Annotated in this window: 15 protein-coding genes; 7 read left to right on the top strand and 8 right to left on the bottom strand. The window is 49.6% G+C overall.

What is annotated here, in order from left to right:
* Window positions 1-269: 269 nt before the first annotated feature.
* Entirely contained in the window at window positions 270-1,751 is a 1,482-nt protein-coding gene (locus H6585_06525) for a T9SS type A sorting domain-containing protein (GenBank protein ID MCB9447984.1), read from the top strand.
* Window positions 1,752-1,839: 88 nt separating this feature from the next.
* Here the strand turns inward: H6585_06525 and H6585_06520 are convergent, their stop codons facing one another.
* From H6585_06520 to H6585_06505, 4 genes are all read right to left on the bottom strand, one after another.
* Window positions 1,840-2,907, bottom strand: coding sequence for a peptidoglycan DD-metalloendopeptidase family protein (locus tag H6585_06520; GenBank protein MCB9447983.1), 1,068 nt, complete (start codon window positions 2,905-2,907; stop codon window positions 1,840-1,842).
* Window positions 2,908-3,131: 224 nt separating this feature from the next.
* Window positions 3,132-5,345 (bottom strand): T9SS type A sorting domain-containing protein, encoded by a 2,214-nt coding sequence (locus H6585_06515; GenBank protein MCB9447982.1) that lies wholly within the window; start codon window positions 5,343-5,345, stop codon window positions 3,132-3,134.
* Window positions 5,317-5,757 carry a hypothetical protein gene (locus H6585_06510; protein ID MCB9447981.1) on the bottom strand — a complete coding sequence of 147 codons (441 nt, stop codon included), beginning with the start codon at window positions 5,755-5,757 and terminating at the stop codon, window positions 5,317-5,319. The genes H6585_06515 and H6585_06510 overlap by 29 nt, the downstream gene beginning before the upstream one ends.
* Window positions 5,758-6,634: 877 nt before the next feature.
* Entirely contained in the window at window positions 6,635-7,132 is a 498-nt protein-coding gene (locus H6585_06505; GenBank protein MCB9447980.1) for a hypothetical protein, read from the bottom strand.
* Between the two features lie 349 nt (window positions 7,133-7,481).
* On the opposite strand from H6585_06505, the gene H6585_06500 reads away from it, so the two are divergent.
* Window positions 7,482-8,390: a phosphodiester glycosidase family protein gene (locus tag H6585_06500; GenBank protein MCB9447979.1), complete on the top strand. Its 909-nt coding sequence runs from the start codon at window positions 7,482-7,484 to the stop codon at window positions 8,388-8,390.
* A gap of 327 nt (window positions 8,391-8,717) precedes the next feature.
* Here the strand turns inward: H6585_06500 and H6585_06495 are convergent, their stop codons facing one another.
* Complete coding sequence (locus H6585_06495; GenBank protein ID MCB9447978.1) at window positions 8,718-11,018, bottom strand: TonB-dependent receptor; 2,301 nt, start codon at window positions 11,016-11,018, stop codon at window positions 8,718-8,720.
* Between the two features lie 30 nt (window positions 11,019-11,048).
* Between H6585_06495 and H6585_06490 the strand changes: the two genes are divergently transcribed.
* Window positions 11,049-11,735, top strand: a complete 687-nt coding sequence (locus H6585_06490) for a metal-dependent transcriptional regulator (protein ID MCB9447977.1) — start codon at window positions 11,049-11,051, stop codon at window positions 11,733-11,735.
* On the opposite strand, the gene H6585_06485 is transcribed toward H6585_06490, so the two are convergent.
* Window positions 11,732-12,220, bottom strand: a complete 489-nt coding sequence (locus tag H6585_06485; protein MCB9447976.1) for an MgtC/SapB family protein — start codon at window positions 12,218-12,220, stop codon at window positions 11,732-11,734. The genes H6585_06490 and H6585_06485 overlap by 4 nt on opposite strands.
* A gap of 95 nt (window positions 12,221-12,315) precedes the next feature.
* Between H6585_06485 and H6585_06480 the strand changes: the two genes are divergently transcribed.
* Window positions 12,316-12,666, top strand: a complete 351-nt coding sequence (locus tag H6585_06480) for a phage holin family protein (protein MCB9447975.1) — start codon at window positions 12,316-12,318, stop codon at window positions 12,664-12,666.
* A gap of 6 nt (window positions 12,667-12,672) precedes the next feature.
* On the opposite strand, the gene H6585_06475 is transcribed toward H6585_06480, so the two are convergent.
* On the bottom strand, window positions 12,673-13,350 hold the full coding sequence (locus H6585_06475) for an SDR family oxidoreductase (GenBank protein MCB9447974.1): 678 nt from the start codon (window positions 13,348-13,350) through the stop codon (window positions 12,673-12,675).
* A gap of 454 nt (window positions 13,351-13,804) precedes the next feature.
* Between H6585_06475 and H6585_06470 the strand changes: the two genes are divergently transcribed.
* The 3 genes from H6585_06470 (at window position 13,805) to H6585_06460 (ending at window position 15,544) form a co-directional block, all read left to right on the top strand.
* Complete coding sequence (locus H6585_06470) at window positions 13,805-14,689, top strand: helix-turn-helix transcriptional regulator (protein MCB9447973.1); 885 nt, start codon at window positions 13,805-13,807, stop codon at window positions 14,687-14,689.
* A 131-nt stretch (window positions 14,690-14,820) separates the two neighbouring features.
* Complete coding sequence (locus H6585_06465) at window positions 14,821-15,090, top strand: T9SS type A sorting domain-containing protein (GenBank protein MCB9447972.1); 270 nt, start codon at window positions 14,821-14,823, stop codon at window positions 15,088-15,090.
* A 37-nt stretch (window positions 15,091-15,127) separates the two neighbouring features.
* Window positions 15,128-15,544: a DUF983 domain-containing protein gene (locus H6585_06460; protein ID MCB9447971.1), complete on the top strand. Its 417-nt coding sequence runs from the start codon at window positions 15,128-15,130 to the stop codon at window positions 15,542-15,544.
* Between the two features lie 5 nt (window positions 15,545-15,549).
* On the opposite strand, the gene H6585_06455 is transcribed toward H6585_06460, so the two are convergent.
* On the bottom strand, window positions 15,550-18,738 hold the full coding sequence (locus H6585_06455) for a M4 family metallopeptidase (GenBank protein ID MCB9447970.1): 3,189 nt from the start codon (window positions 18,736-18,738) through the stop codon (window positions 15,550-15,552).
* Between the last annotated feature and the right edge of the window lie 36 nt (window positions 18,739-18,774).

Here is an 18,774-nt window from a genome sequence, read left to right as displayed (position 1 = left end):
AAACAGCTGGCTTAACTGTTGATGAAAATCCGGCTTAATGTTCTGCTGTTTAAATTATTTGACGGATAAACGTGCCGCCTGACTTAAGATAACCCGCCTGATATTTTTCACATTTAGTGGATGGAAATAAGGAATTTCGCACACCTGGTTGTAGAATTAAGAAATAAAATGTTCTTTAGCAACCGTGTGTAGTGTGGGTAAGATGCCTGTCAATACAGGTACCTCCGTCATTCTTTTACGTAAAACCCCTTGATGTGGAACCAAATATCATGCGTCGTTATTTGTTCATATGTGCTTTCATCACCTGTTTTCTTCCATCTGCATCTGCGCTCACCTGGGCGTTCGGATGGTATACGGGTGATGGCGTAGATGGCCTGACCATCTCCGGTCTGTCCTTCTCCCCCGATATTGTGATCATCAAAGGGGCCGGTGCCACGGCTGCCTACATCAAAACCAGTTCACTTGGTGGAACGAGTTCCAAGAACCTCAGCGCAACCGGCGCCTACAGCTCCACCGCCATCAAATCCCTCACATCGGATGGTTTTACAGTGGGCACCAACTCTGCGGTGAACACCAACAGCACCACATATTATTTCATGGCCATTGACGCGGGCTCTGATGCTGTAGTGGGTAGTTATGCAGGCAATGGTGGCATATCCAAAGCCATTACGGGTTTCGGTTTCAGGCCAGAGATGGTATTGGTATACTCCAACAATGCACTTTATGGTCCGGGGTATCTGACAGATGCCATGCCGGCGGATAAAAGCGCACGTTTCGGTGCAATGGGCATATGGGGGTTTTTTGTTAAATCACTGGATGCGGACGGGTTTACCGCCAACTCAAGCTACAACTACAGCGGCACCACTTATTACTATGTAGGCCTTAATTCACCATCCAGTGCAGCTTTGAGAACAGGTTCCTATACAGGCTCCGCAGGTGACAAGAACGTAGCTATTGCAGGAACAACCCCGGAAGCCGTTTTCATATGTAACCAAGACAACGTCAACGCCTATCCCATACAGAAATTCGCTTGCATGCCCACAACCCACTCTTCACTTTTTACCGCAACAGCTCCTTCCACAACAGATATAACAGCATTTGCTGCGGGCAGCTTTACGGTTAAAGCCGGAAGCAAAGCCGCAAACAATACATCCTGGACCAACTACTACATCGCATTCGGTTCAGGTGAAGCATTGCCCATTGAATTACAGGAATACCAGGTGATCTGCCAGCCCTCCGGCGGCGCCAAGCTCCGCTGGGTCACCGCCACGGAAACCAACAACGACTACTTCACCATTGAAAGAAGTGACGACGGAACCAACTACCAGGCGATCAAAACCATCAAAGGATCCGGAACAAGCAACAGTCCACTGGAATACATGACAACCGATGACTACGTCACTGATCACACGATCTATTACCGCCTCCGGCAAACCGACTACGACGGCAAATCAAAAATATACGGCACAAAACCCCTCTACCCTTGCCACACCCACTCAGGAATGAATGTGCACCTCTACCCCAACCCGGCACACGATGAACTCAACTGCGGATTTGTGCTCGACAAAAACGAAACGGTAACGGTAGACATCAAGAACATGCTCGGACAGGTGGTTCACTCCGAAGTAGTGGAGGGCACCGAAGGAAGCAACATGGTAACATTAGACATGAGCCATTATGCAGATGGCGTTTATGTATTCCAGCTCCGGGGTATACAGAAATCCTACGAAACCAAACTGGTCAAACACTGATATTCCTTCCTATCGGCACACTGTTGCATCGGAAAAGCTGTTAAACAAAAACGAGTGAGCCATCATCAGCGGCCGTGGATTTCTCAAATTAAAACCGGAGCCACTCCATGGGATTCTGTGGCTCACTCCCTTTCCACACTTCAAAATGCACCTGAGGCAATCCCCCTAAACGACCTGGGCCGGCAAGGCCTAATTGTTGCGCCGCTTGAATAAGGTCTCCCTTGGCTACATCGGTTTTCATGAGATTGGCATAGACGGTACTGTAACCACCATTGTGCCTTATTATAATATTCTGACCCAATCCTGGTACCGTAAACACTTCACTTACGACGCCTGCAAAAACAGATTTCACGCTAATCCCGGACAATACAACAAGATCTACCCCCTTATTAACCATAGTATATCCGGTAACTGGATGAATTTGCAGGCCATAGGGAACAATCACCCTTCCCGAATCAACAGGCAATCGCAATTTCCCTTTGTTTGCACTGAACTGTTCATGTGTGGATGACGATTCTTTGCCTTTGATTTCTCCCTGGTTTTTGTTCTCTGTTTCTAACTGGGCCGCCATCATGGATGCAATCAACTGTTGGCGTTCAAACTCCGATTTTCTTAACTGCTGGTTCTCCGTTTCCAGGGATGCAATGCTGTCCCTCTGTTCCCATATGCGCGCTGTTTTATTCTGAATCGCACGGTCTAATTTTGCTTTTTCTGCCTTTGAGGTCTCTAATTGGGATGACACAACATTCAAACTATCCTGCGCCCGTAAAACCTTGGTTTGATATGCCTGGGTCATACGCTGGTATATCACCAAAGAATCTTGGTAACGCGCAGTAGTCTGGTTAACTTCAAATAATCTCTTCTTGGATGAATCCAATTGTCTTTCCAGCTTATATGCCTGGAGTTTGGTTTTGCTTATTTCCAATTCACCATTGATTTTTTGTATTTCCATTACGGGATTGGCATATTTCCCGAAGAAGACCCAAAGCACGGGAATGGCCAATATCGCAGCCACAAGATTGTTGCTTATCTTTTCCTTGTAATACCAGCGCTTTTTGCTACTGCTTTTCAATAGTTCATGCTCATACCGGATTTTTTCTTCTTCCGCTTTGATTTTATCAATCTGGGCCTGCTTGAGTAAATGATCAATATCCATTCTTTTCAAATACAGTAGAAAGTTGTTTCAACCTATGGAAGTCCCAACTTCGTTTGTTACAATGCAATCCAATATGTCGTTTTAAAATTTCATCAAAGTAAAAGTTTTCGTCGGCATAAAACCAATCCGCCACCATACTTTCACATATAGGGTCTGACCACGAAAAAAGGCAACCCTGCTCAGGGTTGCCTTTTCGCTATGATAGGTAGAGTTTGGTTGCTTACCTATTGAAGGATCACTTTGGAAGTGAGTGTTTGTGTGGCCGATTGGAGTCGCACCATATAGATACCGCTTGTGTTGCCGTTGAGGTCGATCACCCTTGGGGTAGCGAAGCTCCCGGCATTCACATGCTCCTGGTAAACTACTTCACCCAAAACATTCGTCACATACAGATCCGCGTCTTCGCTTCCTTTGAGGTTGGCGTTCACTGTGATCTGCCCCTGCGTCGGATTCGGAGAAACCAGAATGGCATTGTCTTCACCCAGTTGGTCTACGCCGGTACAAACGATGGAGGCAGTTACCTCTGTGCGTTCGCTCACGCACCCCGGGCCTTGTACTTCCCAATCATAGAAGAAGTAGTAGTAGCCCTGGTCTGTGTAGTTGTTACCGGTCAGCGAGATCAGGCCACCGATGTTGTAGGGGTAGCTGGCGCCTGCTGTGTTGCGGTAGAAATCAACCGTTCCTGTCACCTTGAGGTAGTAACCGGTTCCGGTAGTAACTGGAAAATCAAGGGTTACACGTTGCTGGCCGGTGGTAAGGTTCACATCTTTGGTTTGAAGTACGTTGCCGCCATCACCATCGAGCAGTTCAATGGTGTAGGTACCTGCTGTTTCGGCATCCATCAATACCGACTTAATGGTAGCATCCGACAATACATCCAAGAAGATCCCGCGTGTATCATTATCAGTGAAGTAACCTCCGGCTCCCACTGCAGTCGGATCGGCCGGACCACCCTTCACTGGTGCAGGCGCTACCGTTTCATCCACATAGAATTTGGTGTCGGCAGTGATGTTGGGAGAATAAGTTGCTCCTGTGTGCAGCAGGGTTCCGCCGGTGGCCGCATCGTACCAGTTCATTTCACCGCCTGAACCGGTTGCGGTCAGGTCAATGGTACCGGCGCCGCAACGATCCGCATCGGGAGCCGTGGGTGCGGTCAGCACAGTCACACTCACATTCTGCTGGCTGTTATCGGAGCCGTACTGGTTGCTCACGGTCAGCTTCACGGTATAGGTTCCGGAGGTAGCATATGTGTGAGTTGCAACAGCATTCGTGGATGTACCGCCATCACCGAAATCCCAAAGCACATTGTCCACTTCGTTCGTTACCACAGCAGTGAAGGTGTACTCATTGCATGCCTTCGCTGCATCAATGGAAACGATTGAGGGAGGTTGATTGGGGTTACCGGGAGGGTAATTGCCACTGATTTCGAAATAGCCGAGGGACGCATAGTCCGAGTAACCATTGGTCACCGGGTCGCCGTATCCCACGCCATCGATCTCAATGTAGTATTGACCGGATTGCAGGGTGGTGCTGATGCTCGCATCCAGTCCGCTCGGATCTGACTTCACCACTTCGTTGCCGCTGGCGTCCAGCAAACGGGCCTGGATGTCAAGGTCACCCTCGTTGGTCCACTCACCTGTACCGCTCTGGAAATCGAAACTCACAGAGCCACCTGCGGTGTAGAAAGAGAACACGTCTTTATCAGTCCGTTTGGTGATGATGCCATTGTTCTTGGATGCCATCACGGTGCCATCGGTTTCAACCACCATGGCTGTGGCCGATGAAATGTTGTCGCCGTGTTCATCCGTGCGGAAACCGCATTTCGGATTGTTGCCGATGATCGCTACGTCATCTTGCACATTCGGACCGCCGCCGTGCGTGGTTGCACCCTGGTACTCACCTTTGCTCCACTGCCAGATGGCTTTGCCACTGGTCTGGTAGTTGTTGCCCATGATGGCGCCGTAGTTGCCGTGACCCTTCCAGTAGTTACCATCGGAGGTGCTGCCGTCGTGCTGAAGACCGAATGCGTGTCCGGACTCATGCGCACCTGTTACGGCCATATCGCTCACGGTTTGCTCCAGGTGATTAAAGAACACCCATGCGATGTCGGTACCGTTCGCAGCAATGGAACCGATGTCTGACACACCGCCACCGGAACCCCAGGTGTTGGTGTAGATCACCATGTGGCGATCGGCTTTCGACTTGCCATCGAACACCGAACGATCGGTGGTGACATTGATGGTGTACGGACGGTAATCCTCGGAGATGGTTGCCCATACATCCTTAATAAAGGAATCCGAGAAGTTGGGACCGGTGCATTGTCTGGCACCGCCCATGTCGCTGTTCCATACAGGATCATTCACGTACTCGCCATCGAAATCCAGGTAAAGCACAAACGGTGCACCCGGATTACTGCTGTATGCAGGCTGGGCAGTCACGCGTTGTGTTTCCCCGGGTTCCTGATTCACCGGGGGGGGTGGTGGTACCCGGTGACACGCAGATCAGCTTGTTGACATCCACCTGGGTGATCTGAACCTGGTTGGCGTCATTGGTAGTGATCTCATAACCTTCTTTGTTATCGACCACTACTTTTCCTTTGATCTGGCGGCTGTCGCCATAGAAATAGAAAATGGAAGTTTTTGCATTCTGAACTTCTCCATAGATGCGAACTTCCTGTTCGGTGGTCTGGTTATCGATCACCTTCACATCAATAAACTTGTTGCCTGCCAGGGCCATGTGAATTGCGCCGCCATCCGTCTTGGCTGCGCTTAGAAATTGGTTTGTAAACTCCGGAATCGTTCCGAGGTTTACCGGACGGCTTTCAGTTTGTGCCAAAGTCAAGCCTGACATAGCACACGAAAAAGCCAGACTGAGAAATAGTTTGGTGTGTTTCATAGTTTCTTCCCTTCTGTTGTCATAAAAAATGTGATTCAATTATGACCCCACTCTTAAAAGGTCTTGCTAAAATTAGATAACCCAATGTGTAACTTAATACCTGCAATCGCAATCGAAGTTTGTATTCACTTTTAGCAAGCCGAATGCAAGAGGGATGGTATCCTTATGCTTTAACAATCAGAATGATCCATACATGACGCAAGCATGAATTCTTAGTTCCCCGGGGGAAGTATTCGGATGGAAAGGTACGGACTGAGCACACGGTTTTATGAACGAAAAAGTAGCGGGACGGGTTTCTAAGGGAGCAGGAGCAACAGCAACAGCAACAGCATATGGTTGCCGTCAATTCTGGCGCCCGGCACAAATACGGTTTAATCTGTCTGCCTTACCCGGCTAATGTGATACATATTATACCGCGAAGGATGCTTTTGAAGTTCTTTCTTTTGCCGTTCGCGGTATTCCTCATTGTACTTGGTCTGACGATAGGAGAATCTCACATTCCAAAAAACAGATCGCTCCGGATAACCTGCGGGGAATTGCACCACCAGTGAATCCCCCTCCCCAATCTGGTATTCGCTTGCAAGGGTTCGTTTCGATTGAACAAAATCACCCGAACAGGTGCTGTCACCCCATTGAAATCTATAGAAAATCCTGAGCTTGAAGTATTGTCTGGAAAAAGGCACGCGCCTCACCTTGTACACGTATGCGACCTTTTGTATCTGGGGCTGATCCCCTGTGCATGCCGCCAGACAGGAAAACAGCAACGGCACACAGCAGCAGCATACAACATACAGGAGTGACATCTGCCCGATGAAATCAACGCCCTTTTTACTCAACCGTCGCATTGATGCACTTCCAGATACAAATTTCCTTTCTCTTCGTCGTAGATCAGCAGGCTATCACCGGTGAAATGGTATTTACCACGCCACAAGGGGACTTCCAGTGATACACTGTCCATGACATACTCCCAACGTTCCAGGGATATATCCGAGAACGACTGCTTTTCCATGAACATGGCGTTCAGTATGGGTCCATCGGAAATACTGTCAACTTTGTTGCTCATGCCATTGATGTGTTCCAACTCCAATGGTGCAAATGGCAATGACACCCAACCGTCAACACCTGACGGCGGAACGTCACAGTGAATCAACGCCCTGTGATGAATGCATACATCGGTGAATCCGAACTTCTCGTAATACTGATACAGGATCCGGGTTGAATCGGCAGCCAGGTTTCCCAACATTGCTAGTCGCGACAAAGCCGGTAGTTCATGCGTTTGCGGCGGATCACAGCCCGCACCGGTCAGCGCAAAACCGATAAGAATGGCCATGAGGACCCGGTATGTTTTTGCAACGTTCATCCTTCCTATCAAAGTTAATGGAAAACCTCGACGGCAAACAATACCCATTCGGTTGTATTTGATTTTGTCTGGAAGCGGATCTCCGATCGCTTGCCCCAACTGCCGTCGGGCTATCCGTTTGTACCCTTATCAACTTCGGTTCGTGGAATGCCTCACCAACTATAAACTATAAACTATAAACTACAAACTACAAACTCCTCCAAAGGGTACCACTCCTATCCCGGCTATTTTGCAACGCTGCGGCGTTGCAGTATCGGGGAGGCTTGTATCTTTAGCCGAACCGTGTATTATAGGTTGCGGTTGAACATCCATTCCAATCATGAAAAAACTGATCACCCTTGGTGCGCTGATTCTTGGCGGACATGCCATCGCCCAAACACCGGAGGCAAAAGTCGTCCCGATACAGGACAATGCCATTGTCAGCTATTACAACTTCATACAAAACCATTCGGGTGACACCGGCGACTCTGTTCCTTCCGACATACAACAGGGTTTTGAAAATGCGGTTCATTCGGCCCAACTGGAAACCGGAAATCTCATCGGTGAATGCACCTTCCGTTTTAATGGCCTGCAGTATGATGCCATAGTTGCCGACCCCAAACGTCAGCGCATTCGCATGCACCTGCAAATGAAACACCTGAAGCGCCCTTACCGGGACATCAACTCCCTGAAAACGGAACTTGAAGAGGAGCACACCTCCATCCTCATGATCACCAACGGCGGCATGTACCTTGAAGGGAATAAGCCGCAGGGATTGCTCATTGCAGATGACACGATCTGTCGCCCCCTGGATACCATCAGCAGCGGGTATGGGAATTTCTACCTGCAGCCCAATGGTGTTTTTTTTGTGGATGATGATGGAGCAGGCATCAGTACCACCGGTGCATTCAGCAAACGATTCGTACCCGAAAACAAACAGGTGCATTTCGCCACGCAATCCGGCCCCATGCTGGTGATCGATGGTAAGATCCACCCGAAATTCGTACACGGTTCAAAAAACCTGCACCTCCGCAGTGGCGTGGGCATCATGCCGGATGGAAAAGTGGTGTTCATCATCTCCCGAAGCAACAAAACCAACTTCCACGATTTCGCCGTGATCTTCAAGGATGTGTTCGGATGCGCGAATGCCCTCTACCTGGACGGGGCCATTTCAAAGATGTATCTCCCCCACCTGAGACCGGATGAAACCGGCGGGAATTTCGGCACCATGATATCGGTTACGGAATAGGGAGATCCTTCACCCGCCACAACACAACCATGCCAGGATTCATTTTGGTCGGCTCCATGTACAAGCCGAACCAAACACCTGCCATGACTTACACACGCAAGTTCCTGCAACAGATTCGCCTCTTCAACAATGGAATGCTTCGTAACTTGATCTGGGGCGGGGATTGGTGTGCCCTGCGGGAAGTCCAACCTATGCTAGAGCTTTAGCGGGCAGGCACGTCATAGGCCGGATGCCAACCACCTGATGTCTGACATCTATGGTCTCATGTCTATCGTCCCACATGCCCGCTGCCTCATTTTCAAATGGGCACATTACCACATTCGCACATCATTTCATCTTCCTCTCCACACTCCACCGGAAACCTGCAAAAAAGCGTCGTACTTGTAGCGGACCGTAAGCATACGATGTATCGAAATGATCACCAAAGGGGTGCTCAGGATCTATCAGCGGACTGTCCTGCGTGTAGTTCCAAATATTCTTGACTCCAAAGAAACACTCCCAGCGATGCGGAAGTTTTTTCGTGACCTGCACATGTTGTACCACATACCATGGCGATTGTTCAGCGCGGGTGAAAGGCGGCTCATAATGCGGCAGGTGTTGCGGCCCCATGATTTTTCCGGTGATGTTGAGTGACCAGCCTTTTTGTTTCCATTCATAGCCGGCGGAAAAGGTTCCGGAGAACAACGGCGTGAACAGCTGCACCTCCTTTTTCAGCTCCCCCGATTCACGCGTCATCTCATACACATCCTGGAACGTACCGCCGATGTTCAGTGTAACCGACTTCTTTATTTGGTGATGCCACTGAAACGCAGCCCCCCTGGAAATGCCATGCCCGTTCAGGTTCGCATACACGATCAGGTTCTCATCCACCCCATAATCGGGCACAATTTTATTGGTGAACCAGGTGTAAAACACATCCATATCGATGCTGCCCGAACTTCCGAGCCATGACAACGCATGGTTCACATTCAGGTTGGCATTGTAGGAGGATTCCGGTCGTATGCGTTCAGCCACCACTACTTCCCTGGCACCCGTCAGCGCTGCATGATCTTCGGTGAACAGCTGCACTTCACGGAAACCCGTACCCAGGTTCACACGCAGTGTGGTGTAAGTGGCCAGCTGTTGTTTCCAGCCCAGCCTGGGTGCGAAGATCAGGCCGTGCTCCCGGTGGTGGTCAAGACGCGCGCCAATCAACCAGGTCATCACATCCGTGGGCGACCACTCATCCTGCACGAATACCCCCTTCACCCATTTGCTGCCATCCACACTTGCAGGCGTATTGTCCTGGTACGTTTCCAGTTTGTTAGACATCCCGGCGACCATGCTATGATTTCCTTTCGACACCATCCACAACAGGTTGGCGAATGCAATGCGCTGATCGGCTTTGAACCGGGTATGTCCGTAATAACTGTCCTGCATGTGGCGGTTGAATGAATAGTCGATCCGCAGGTAAGGTTGCAGCGGCAGCTGGTATTGCCCGATCACTTCCACACGGCGGGTATAAATGTGCTCCCCGTAGACTGCATTGCTACCTCTATCAGCCGGCTGCCAGTTCATGCTGCCACCGAATCGTTCTTCGCCATAGAGTCGTGCTGCCGTTGTCATGACCCTGTCGTTGACTCTCTTCATGCTCCATTTCGCATAGAAGGTACCGCGTTCGTTGAGGGGTATATCGGTGAAGTTGTCGTGGTTGAAATCCATCCGGTATTGGTTCCGGTACATGTTTCCGCTGAAGGTAAATGCCGAGCGCCCTTTCGGGTCGGGGTTCCAGGAAACGTCCGCATCCCACTCCCTGTGCGACGTGTAGTAACTGTGCAGGGTAACCAGCGGCAGGTCTTCCGGGCGTTTGGTAATGATGTTGATAACGCCGCCCACCGCTTCCGTTCCGTAAAGCGTAGACGAAGGCCCCTTGATGATCTCCACCCTCCGGATCAATGAAGTGGGAATGCCGTTGAAACCGTACACGGTTGCGAGGGCACTCATGATGGGCATGCCGTCAATCAGCACCAATGTATAAGGCCCTTCCATCCCGTTGATGTGAATGTCATTGGTTCCGCACACACCGCAGTTGATTTGCTCCTGCACACCGTTCACGGTTTGCAGCGCCTCGATCACATTGTTGGTGGGATGGGCCTGAAGAAATTTCGGCGTGATCACTTCCACTTTCACCGGAGACGCTTCGATAAATGTTTCCTTCATGGTGCCTGTCACCACCACTTCTCCAAGTTGGCTGGCAAATTCTGTCATCGTCACCTTCACAACCAAGGTATCGTTTGACCTTACACTCACCTTGCGATGATAGGTCTTATACCCTACAGCGGAAACATACAAGCTGTATTCCCCAGGCGGAATAGCAGCGAGTTCAAAACACCCTTGATCATTGGCGGGTTGCGCGAATTCTGTTTCCTCCAACCCAACATGTGCGAACGGAACTGCACCCGATTCTGAAGTCACCTTTCCCTTGATCGTACCCGTTTGTGCCGTACAAAACAGCGGAAATACCAACATCCATATGATGCCCCTTATCCGCATACAATGGGACGTGCTGAAATATATGTACCGGATTCCACTGAACATTGCTATCTTTTGACCATCTTTCCACACAAAGATAAAATTATTTTTAGGCATGTCTAAATTTATATTTACCCCAGCATAACAATGTATACTTCCGCAGAAGAAAATTACCTCAAAGCGATATGGAGCCTTGGGCAGGGAACCAGGAAAGGGATTTCAACCAATGCTATCGCAGCCAAGCTGAATACCAAGGCTGCTTCTGTAACAGACATGTTAAAGCGGTTATCGGAAAAAGGACTGGTAGCTTATGAAAAATACAAGGGGGTTAAACTCACACGCGAAGGCACCAAAACAGCGCTGCGCATTACCCGCAAGCACCGATTGTGGGAAGTGTTTCTGGTGGAGAAGTTGGAATTCGGATGGCACGAGGTGCACATCATTGCCGAACAACTGGAGCATGTGAAATCTCCTGAACTGATTGAGCGGCTGGATGCATATTTGGGCCATCCCAGGTTTGACCCGCATGGCGATCCGATCCCGGATGCAGACGGAAAGCTACATCCTCATGAAGCCATGGTTGCACTGGACGAGGCACCGGACGGAAAGAGCCTTGAGATCATCGGCGTGAGTGACTCCTCGGATGATTTTTTGAAGCACCTTGAAAAACTGGGACTGGTATTGGGCACACGGCTGGTTATTCGCGAAAGGCATGGTTATGACCGGTCCATCACCATTGAATTGGGAAAAAAAAACCAAACGGTTATCACCAATCGCACGGCACAAAACCTGATGGTACGACCGGCTTCAGCCCCAAAGAACCCCGGGACCTAACCGTCATCGATATCCACATCCGGCTCTTCATGCTTGTGAATGCCCTTCTGCATGCTTTTCTTGAAGCGCGACTCAATCACGTTGATGCCCACCAGCACAAAAAGGGTCAGGCAACTGATGAGAACCGCCGGAGCAAACCGCTCCATTCCGATGAATGCCCCCATGGCCGCAAGCACCCAGATCACGGCGGCAGACGTTACCCCCAGCACGTTTCCGTGGTGGGTCATCATCACACCGGCACCCAGAAAACCTACGCCGGTTACCACCTGCCCGATGATGCGTGTCGGATCTCCCTCTTGTGTACCGAAGTTGGCAAGGCAAACATATCCGTATGATCCAAGGCAAACCAAAATACTGGTGCGGATACCGGCCGGCTTACCCGAGTACTGGCGTTCAACACCCACCAGGGCGCCACAGAACAGGGCCGCAAGAATGCCTTCCCAGCTTAATGGTTGTATGTCCCAGCCGAAAACTTGTGTGTGCATGGATGTGCGGAATATTTATTGGCGTGAAGGTAAGATATCATTCGTAACAAATCGTTTTGATTCTTCTTACTTTTAGTTTCCAAACCTGAAAACACATGATTGGTCGCATCTTATTATCATCGCTTGCTGTTGCCATTGCAGCTTATCTGATGCCCGGCGTACACGTGGAAAGTGTAGGAATTGCATTGGTTGTAGCCATTGTACTCGGACTGCTGAACGCGTTTGTCAAACCCATCCTTATCCTGCTTACCCTCCCCATTACCGTATTCACCCTGGGATTTTTTCTGCTGGTATTGAATGCCCTGATGGTGATGCTGGCCAGCAGGTGGGTAGACGGGTTTTATGTGAGTGGATTCTGGACCGCCCTTCTATTCAGCCTGCTGTTGTCTTTCATCAACGCATTGCTGGGTGTAAACAAACAGGAACGCCGGCGCGAAAGCAGGTAATCGGCCTTACCAGGGAATCTGGTGCTTATCCCGATAAAACTTGCCGGAAGGAATGTTTTCTTCGGTTGCCAGCCAGATAGCTGTTTCTGCACCTTCCTCCACAGAGCGTATGGCCGACTTCCCTCCCATATCGGTCCGGACCCAACCGGGACACATTGCATACACACTTACCACATGTGACAGTTCCTTTGCAAGAATCATGGTCAATGCATTCAGAGACGCCTTCGACAACCGGTACGCAGCATAGCTTCCTGAAAGATCGGCGATTGAACCCATGCCACTTGACATGTTGATGATGCGGGCATCATCACTTTCCGAAAGTAGCGGGTAAAAGAACTTAACCATACGGATGGCCCCGTAGAAGTTAACATTGTACATCTCCTTGATTTCATCCATGGATGTATCCAGTATTCCCTTGGATGCTTTGCTGATGCCGGCATTGTTGATTAATACATCCAACCTGCCGTATTTCTTTCGCACCTCCTCGGCAGCTTTACGAACGCTTTTACTGGTGGACACATCCAGTTCGATCGGCTGAACCACGCCGGGTAGTTCCGCCGCTGCCTGTTTGCCTTTCTCCACATCGCGGCACCCCATGACCACGGTAAAGCCGTTCATTGCCAGTTGGCGACAGATCTCCAGACCTATGCCCCGGTTGGCCCCGGTAATCAATGCTGTTTTCATTGAATAATGGTTACGTTGACCTTTTCAACTGGCAAAGTTGCTAAAAAGATACGTTGGCCGAATAGCAAATAAGGACTGAGTTGAAAAAACCATTCACATCAGGGAGAGAAAAAAAACAGGCTCCGGTGGTTGCGCGTGTTTCGGTGATTATTGGGTAAGGGGTTGTGCAAAATAATCGTATTGAAACTCCGGAGCCTGTTGTGGAATGGCCACAAGGAAACAACATTCAACCGATTCCGGGGGTGGAAACGGTCCAGCCTCGAAGGCCTATCGGGATTTCACTAATTAGCTATCCAAGGAATTGTGAAACCCACTCTAAAAGCACACCCACACTGCGAATATAGAAGATTAAAATGGATTCCTCAAGCATTTGCTTAAGCTTTTACATGTACAATATTAGCAGCTTATTAATATTATATGCGCCTGTTTTATTACCTTCGCGGAACGATACACTATGAAGCCAATATTCTTCCAAAATCCGAAAACAAAGGAGAAGTCCATTCACGTTCAGGTGGACAGGTCCCAGTTTTATTTCGATCACTTGCACTACCACCCAGAAGTGCAGATCACCTCTATCATTGACGGAAAGGGAACCCTGATTGTGGGCGACGGCATCACCCGTTTTGGCCCGGGAGAGGTATTCATGCTGGGCGCCAACCTGCCTCACGTTCTGAGAAGTGATGAAGAATATTATGAACCCAACACTACCCTGATCTCGCACGGCACATCCGTGTATTTCAGTCCGCTTGAAATGGGAGAAACCTTCATGAACCTGCCGGAAATAAGCAGCATTCGCAGGCTAACCGAGGATGCATCGCGCGGCCTGTTGTTCCATGGTAAAACCCGGGACGCCTGCCACCCCATGATCATAGAAATGGCCCGGTTAAGCGGATTCAACCGGATGTTGATGTTGTTCCGCATTCTACAGATACTCTCAGAATCCGATGAATTCACCTTCCTCAGTTCGGTAGCCATCGGCAAACCGGGCAAGGAATCAGACAATCAGCGGATGAAAGACACCCTGGCGTACCTGTTCAATCACTACCAGGAAGACATCCGGTTGGACGACGTAGCCAAGGTTGCCAACATGAGTACCACTGCTTTCTGCAGGTATTTTAAGCAACGTACCCGGAAAACATTCTCTGCCTTCCTGAACGAGATCCGGATTGCGAACGCATGCAAGATGCTGACCTCCTCTTCCCTATCCATCAGCCAGATCTGTTACCAAAGCGGCTTCAACAACGTAGCCAATTTCAATCGGCAGTTCAAACGCATCAACGGACTCACCCCTTCTGAATACCTGAAGAAATTCCGTCGTTTGGAGAAGGTGGGCATGTAGCAACCGTTCATCTCCGATTCTCTACCGTTCGCGAAACCACCACTGCTTTCAGGCCTTTCAGCGTATCGTGGCCGGGTTTTTGCTCGTTAATCAGATGAGCCCCCGCTGATCCATCACCAACACAGATCGCCATGAACGCAGTAGAACATGTGTATGTCAGCATTTTTCCCGCACCAGCTGACGAGTATGCCAAGATCCTGATCACCCTCCGCGGAGACTATACCATGGAGATTACCGATCAGCACGGAAAAGTCCTTTGTCAGCAGCAATTCACCGGACGCTTTGCCTTTGTTAACACCACCCACTTTCCTTCGGGTACATACGTGGTTCGCCTGAAATCCAAATACTGGCATGGAGAACAAACCATGGTTGTAAACCACGGAGGTTACCAGGCATTTTAAAAATGACGACATTTGCCCGCGATCATCACCGGATACCATGAATGTGTTAAGCGGAATATTTCAAAACAAATGCCCACAATGTGGCAAGGGTCCTTTCTGGGCACATGCCAACCCTTACATCAACCTTTTCAAATTCGGGGGAAAAATATACGATCGTTGTTCGGCCTGTGGCATCAAATACGAACGTGATCCGGGATTCTGGTTCGGAGCGATGCTGATCAGTTACGCGCTGAACGTAGGCCAGTTTATTATCCTTTGGGGCTTTTATGCAATGGTTCTTCCGGAAGGCAGGCCCGTATGGCACCTGATCCTGGCGATCATCGGCACCTCCATCTTGTTTTTCCCTGTTGTGTACTACTTGTCAAGGCCAATCTGGATCCGTTTCTTCATCAAGTTTGATCCTGACATCAAGGCCGAGCCAAACAGCTTCCCAGCCGAGCTAACCAATAAGTAGTTCCTTTAATTCACCGCCAGTTTCCGCACAGACGCACCCTCAGGCGTTTCAAAACGGATCAGGTACAATCCGGGCGCCCAGGTATGCGCATCCACCTGTTGCCAAGCTTCTCCTGAAGCCACAGCCAGATCATACACATACACTACTTCACCCACCATATTGGTAACGGTTACGCTCCCATTGACAGGACGCGGGGACGAAAGGCTCCAGTAAAATGCATCCTGTGCCGGGTTGGGATAGACGGCTATGTTAATGTCTTCTACCGACAAATCAAGGGTACCCACGTTCACTTTTTCTGTGACATTGATATCATCGATAAACACATTGTCTCCTTTGTATAAAGCCGGATACTTTTCCGCAGACAGACCTTCATAGGTCTTGGCTTCAAAACACAGCTCAAACTGCGTACCGGCAAAAGCATCCAGGTTCACGTGATGAAATTTAAACCCGTCTGAGGTTCTGGTTTCCGCATTATATTGCTCTTCCAGCGGAACACCGTTCACCAGGATGCGCATTGAACTGGTGTAGGGAAACAGACCACCCGCTTCAGAGCTATAAAGTCCATTGAAAGTTTGCCTCAGGTTAAAGGTCACGTTGGCCGTTGTCCAGTTGGTTGCATCCACACATACACACATATCACTTCGATAGGCATCATTGACAGTCCATGTATTCAAATCTGTCGGGCGTGGGAAGAAGTACGTTTTGCGGATGGCGGAGAACTCCGACCCTGTCATCTGAAACGCTTGGTTTCCGGAAGCCACCGAGGTATCGGATACATACGCCCGACAACGGGGCTGTGTCACAACGAAAAACGAATCCACCACATTGGCGGTATCTTCAAATGTGATCATGTTATCGCGAAGCTTCACCGGGCGAAACACCCATTTCACATCGGATGTATCATTGGAAGCATCGCTGTCACCCGGAAAATCAGACCAGGCGATCAATGCAAAAGCAGTTCCACCGGTCAGGCTTGCCTTGTTTGAGAAGGTGTGTTGAACGACCTCTCCACCAGCAAGTGATTGTTGCAAGACAAGTGTATCCCGTGTCGGCGTACCTCCGTTCACCTGAAACCCGAGTGGTATTTCCGTTCCGGCCGGAATGGAATCGCAGCCTTCAAATACCACTTCCACGGTAACATCTTCGCTGGCCGTCAATCCACATTCAACACCTGGAGCCAGCATTGAAGTCACCCCGAAATCATCATTCTGATCTTTCCAACGTTCCACCGTTACCTGGCGAACCGAATCGTTGGCTGTGATCTCATCCGCATTCAGGTTGACCCATGCATCAAACGTATAGGTACCTGGCAAGGTGAGATCTTGTGTAGTATTGAAGGCATGAAAGATGGTATCTCCGGGATTGAAGTCGGCAACCATTACAAGTGTATCATTCATGGCACTTCCCCCATTCATGCGGTACCCGGCATAAAGTGTATCGCCGGAAGTGACGGGTTGACAACCGGTATTTTTTATAAGAATGGTAACGGTTTCTGTATCCGTGAGATGACATGATGAAGGACCGGCCCACAGTTCCACAGCGCTGAGATCTACATTTTTCAGTGAGTCACCTACCCCAACGGCATACCATGCCATGGCGGTTTGCCGCATTTCTTCCGAGCAGGGACCGAACAGGTCTTCAGCTGCCCAGATCGCACCTTGTCGGGCATCGGCATACTGTGATGTTTTCCCCAGATAAACAGTCAGGTTGCGATAAGCGATGGCGGCGGCTTTTTCCCGGCCGATCCCGGTAACCTTGTATTTTCTGCCGTTGTCATTGGTACCGGTATCGCCATCTGTCAGGAGGTAAAACCAGTAATTCTGCACGCCGCTGTTGGTATGCACACCTCCTTCATCATCCTGAGTCGTGTGCCAGTACTGGCCCAAATAGGTATCGGGGTTAAGGAACTTGTGTGGGTTATGCATATCCCTGAGTGCGCCGATGTCTTCACCTACATCCCAGTTGGCTGTATCACCGTACCACTGAACCATATAGCCGAAGATATCGCTGAACGATTCGTTGAGTGCACCGCTTTCATCCTTATAGATCAAACCTGCCGAGAATTGGGTAACGCCATGTGTAAACTCGTGACCACATACATCCAAAGCATCGAAGGGCCTGGAATTGCCGGACCCATCTCCATAGGTCATGAACTCACCGTTCCAGAAAGCATTCTGATACCCGGTGCGATAGTGTATGTAGGAGATCATCGGAAAACCTTTGTCGTTATAACTGTTCCGATTGTGATACTGCATGTAGTAGTCGTGCGTCATTTCCGCGCCCCAGTGTCCGTCCGGTGCGGCCTGGTCTTTTTGGGCATTCACATTGTTCCAGTAGTTGTCGTCGTCATAGAAATCCACGGCATTTCCATACAGGTAATCCCGGTTGAGGTCGTATGTTTCAATGGACACGCCGTCTCTTATTTCGCGTAAACGAAAGGTATCCGACGCAATCGAATCAGTTACGAAATTGACGGTACCACTATACATGGTTTCGGCCACACCGTTGGCATTATCCGTACAGATCATGTTGATGCGATCGATCACCTGTCCGGTTTGTGCGTCAATGAACAATTGCTCCCGGCTGAGGGGATCTGCGGCATATACTTCCACTTTCCAGGCGAGTCGGTATTTCGAAGCATCTCCGCTGAAATCCGGATCAAAAAATACCAGTTGGGGATCCGGGCGGTAAGATGCGGCATTGTCCTGACGGATCCTTTTCAAAAGCGTTTCCATGCCCTGATCCTCCCACATGTACATCCGTGCATGAACGGCTTCTAATGCCAGTGCTTCCGCTTGCTTGCCAGACAATGTAGCTTGGACAGGAGTTGTCAGGCCACTCAGCCATTTGCCATTCACCGTTGTTATTTTACCATGAATGCTGTGCACGCGAATATCGGTTCCGAAAATTTCAATGCCATCGTGTTTTTGAACGTAGTGATCATGTGTCATCCCATTGGACTCGGTATCGGAACCCACTTTTTCAAAGGTATTGTCGGATGGCAGTTTCAGCAGCTCACGACCTGCTTGTTGCCATTGATCTTGCTTGATAGAAGCTATAGGATTCACACGAACCCAACCTGGCGATTCCTGCATCACCCATTGGGAATTTGTTTCAAAGGATACCTGTTGCCCGAACGCAATGGACGAACTCATCACAACCATGATGGTCATGAACCTGGAGAGAGATTTCATAAAGAAAAAATGTTAGTAATGGCCGAACCAAATGTA

It is taken from the genome of Flavobacteriales bacterium (genome assembly GCA_020635855.1).
Classification (GTDB): Bacteria; Bacteroidota; Bacteroidia; order JACJYZ01; family JACJYZ01; genus JACJYZ01.
The sequence above is the reverse complement of the archived record's forward strand: the minus strand, read 5'-3'. Positions and strand labels throughout refer to the sequence as shown.